Origin of the sequence: Chryseobacterium sp. ON_d1 (assembly GCF_006829085.1) — a bacterium.
GTDB lineage: Bacteria > Bacteroidota > Bacteroidia > Flavobacteriales > Weeksellaceae > Chryseobacterium.
In genome coordinates this window covers 1-3,701 of the sequence record NZ_BJTC01000026.1, presented here as the reverse complement: position 1 = coordinate 3,701, position 3,701 = coordinate 1, and the positions used below count along the sequence as shown (strand labels likewise).

General features: G+C 41.1%; 1 protein-coding gene and 1 pseudogene. Both read left to right on the top strand.

Features of this window, described 5'->3' with window-relative positions:
• Positions 1-803 (top strand): annotated as a pseudogene (locus tag CRS_RS24570) (hypothetical protein); the annotation flags it as partial.
• Between the two features lie 5 nt (positions 804-808).
• On the top strand, positions 809-3,701 hold a 2,893-nt coding region (locus CRS_RS24260), incomplete at its 3' end, for a DUF6443 domain-containing protein (protein ID WP_142726511.1).

Here is a 3,701-nt window from a genome sequence, read left to right as displayed (position 1 = left end):
CTAATCAGATTCACGTAGAAAACAAAGATTTTTATGCCAATGGAACTGCTGTCAAAACACTTGAAGATATTACCTATAATACCAGAGATTATCCTATAAAACAGAAAACAACTTTTGCCGACAATACGATCACCGAAACCACGTACAGCTATGCCCATGAAAAAGGCAACCAGCTGATGATCTCAAAAAACATGATCGGTATTCCGTTAGAAACCCAAACACAGCAGATGGCAGATAATATCACCAAAGTGAGCTCCCGTGAAGAAACAATCTATCCAACGGCTCTGCCTCATGCAGTTACCGGGAATTTAGTACTTCCGCTGTCGGAGTATTCTTATGATAACCTAAGCCCAACTGTTTTTTCTAAAGAAGTTACTTATGAAAAATATGATGACAAGGGGAATATTCTTCAGTACAGAGAGAAAGACGGTACTCCTGTAAGTATTGTCTGGGGGTATAACAAAACCAAGCCGATTGCCAAAGTTGTAGGCTCTACTTATAGCCAGATCGAAGGAATGATCAGTACTATCGTAACGAAATCCAACGAAGATGCAGCTGATCCGACCAAAGAAGCCGAGCTGTTGCAGGCCCTTGATGCCTTCCAGCCGGCAGGAATGGTAACCACTTATACCTATGATCCTTTGATAGGGGTAACCACGATAACACCACCGTCAGGAATAAGAGAACTGTATGTCTATGACAGTGCTAACCGTCTGAAACAGGTGCAGTTAAGAGAAAGAGGCAATACCGGAAGCTACAGCTATAAGGTGGTGAAAGAATTCAAGTATAACTATAAGCAGTAAACACAATGAGAAAAATACAGCTATTAGGTCTGCTGTTTACAGCGATGACAGCCTATGCACAAAGTACAGCAGAAAACTATATACAGTCCAAAACCTGCCTGAGCGGGGATTGCAGTAAGAAAACAGAAACGATAACCTATTTTGACGGGTTAGGAAGACCCAAGCAGATCATTAGTGTAAAATCTACCCCCACAGGAAAAGACCTGGTGACTCCTATTACCTATGATGCATTTGGAAGACAGGCTAAAGATATTCTTCCCGTACCTGCCAATACCCTCAATTCAGCCATCCATACCGGGATTGTGAATGAAAGTACAGCCAATTCTTATTATGGAGCATCTAACGCCTACACAGAAAAGGAGATAGAAAATTCTCCATTAGACAGGGTGCTGCAGGTGGCCCAGCCCGGTGATCCCTGGAAGATGAGCAGCGGACATACCCAGAAGTATAAATACGAAACAAACCTGGGTACAGAAGTAAGGAAATTTATTACCCATACAACTACCGGTACGGTAGGAACGGATAATAAAACTATTTCTTCGGTATCCATAGTATCGGGAAGTGAATTTTATGCTGCAGGAACCTTATACAAAAATACCGTAACCGATGAAGACGGAACACCTGTAACAGAATTTAAGAACGGACGTGGTGAGACGGTGCTGGTACGCAGGACTGATGGCACACAGAACATTGACACCTATTATGCCTACAATGAATACGGGCAAAAGGCATTTGTGATTCCTCCGCTGGCGGTCAGGAAAATTGAGCAGAATAATAATGTGGTGACCACGGATATTATAAACAGCCTTTGTTACCAGTACCGTTACGATGGCCTTGACAGACAGGTGGAAAAAAGGCTTCCGGGAAGGGACGATTGGGAATCTGTCGTGTATGATGCCGCAGACCGCCCGGTGCTTACCCAGGATGTGAACCTAAAGAGTAAGGGACAATGGCTGTTGACCAAATATGATGCCTTTGGCCGTGTTGCCTATACCGGACTTATTGCCGGGGGGGACAGGGCTTCACTGCAAAGCCAGGTTGCCGCTCAGGTGATAAGTGAAACGCCCTCTGATACAGGATTCAGTAAAAATGGAATTATAGTATATTACACCAATAATTTCCTTTCCGGTTTTACTACGGTCCTTACGGTTAATTACTATGATGCTTATCCAAGGGATACTAAGGAATTTCCACGGGCAAAAATCCTTGACCAATATGTCATCAATGAAGACAAGGCTCTTAACGGAGGAGTTTCGACGAAAGGTTTGCCCACAGCTTCCTATGTAAAAAACATTGAGGATGACAACTGGACCAAAACCTATTTCTATTACAACACCAAAGGTGGAAAAGTTGCGGAGAAAAGCTGGAATCATTTAGGAGGCTACACCAAAAAGGAATTCAAACTTGATTTCACAGGTGCTGTGGATGAAAGCTATACCTATCACAAAAAAGGGAGTTCAGATGCAGAAGTGGTGATCAAAGAAAGATTTGTCTATGATGACCAGAAAAGACTGCTGAAACATTATCATCAGGTGAACAGCCAGGGTGAAGAACTGCTGGCAGAAAACACCTACAATGACCTGGGGCAGCTGATCAACAAAAAGACAGGGAATACCACCGGTACACCTCTGCAGTCTATAGACCAGACCTACAATATCAGAGGATGGATTACCAAAGTGAATGATCCCGCCAGCTTAAACGGGAAGCTTTTTGCCTATGAGATTAAATATCATAATCCTGTATATTCTACCGTTTCTACGGGTAAATATAATGGAAACATTTCAGAAATAGACTGGCAGGCAGCAGATGGCAGACCGTTTAGCAGGTATAATTATCAGTATGATGGATTAGACAGGTTAAAAAGCGGGATCTATTCTGAACCCAATACAACCGTTCCGCAGAATAATTATTATAATGAGGTATTGACCTATGACGTAAACGGGAATATCCAGACCCTGAAGAGAAACAGGCTTTTGGCCAACGTAGGAGCTGTTGTGATGGATAACCTTGGGTATACCTATACAGGAAACAGACTCAATACAGTAACTGATACTTCAGGCAATTATGGCGGTTATCCCGACTCTTCAGGAAATCCAATTTCCTATGACAGTAACGGGAATATGACTAGCCATATTGATAGAGGGATCTTACAGATAGACTATAATTATTTTAATCTTCCCAATTACATAAGATTTGATCAGAATTACACTTCCCATGATTTGGAGGACAATACTTCTGTCAATACAAAATATCTGTATAATGCTGCGGGTGGAAAATTAAGAAAAGTCTATACGTATGGAGCAGGAAGAATGAATTTAAAAACTGTTGAAACGACAGATTACCTGGAGGGATTTCAGTATACCAATGATGTTTTAAGTTTTGTTCCAACTGCTGAAGGGTATTATGACTTTGTTAAAAATCTGTATATTTACAACTATACAGATCAGGTCGGAAACATCAGACTGGCGTATTATAAAGATGCTTCCGGAAATCTAAAGGTAGACAGAACCTCTCATTTTTATCCTTTTGGATTGGAGTTTGGGGGAAACTTAAATACTGCTAATTCAGTATCTCCAAATTATAAATACTCCACACAAGGACAGGAAAAACAGACGGAAACAGGCTGGAGTTCTTATAGATGGAGGAATTATGATTCTGCGATGGGAAGGTTCTTTAATGTTGATCCACTAAGTGAAAAATATAACACTTGGTCTCATTATTCATTTAGTGGAAACAGAGTAGTTGATGCAAGAGAATTGGAGGGGTTAGAACCTGACTCTGTACATGGCACATACAAAGAAGCTGTTGAAAACTTTGGAAATCAATATAATAATATGTCAATTCGGATGAATGGTGAGATTGGTACAAGATTTTATAAGGCGAAAAATGCTAATGGTA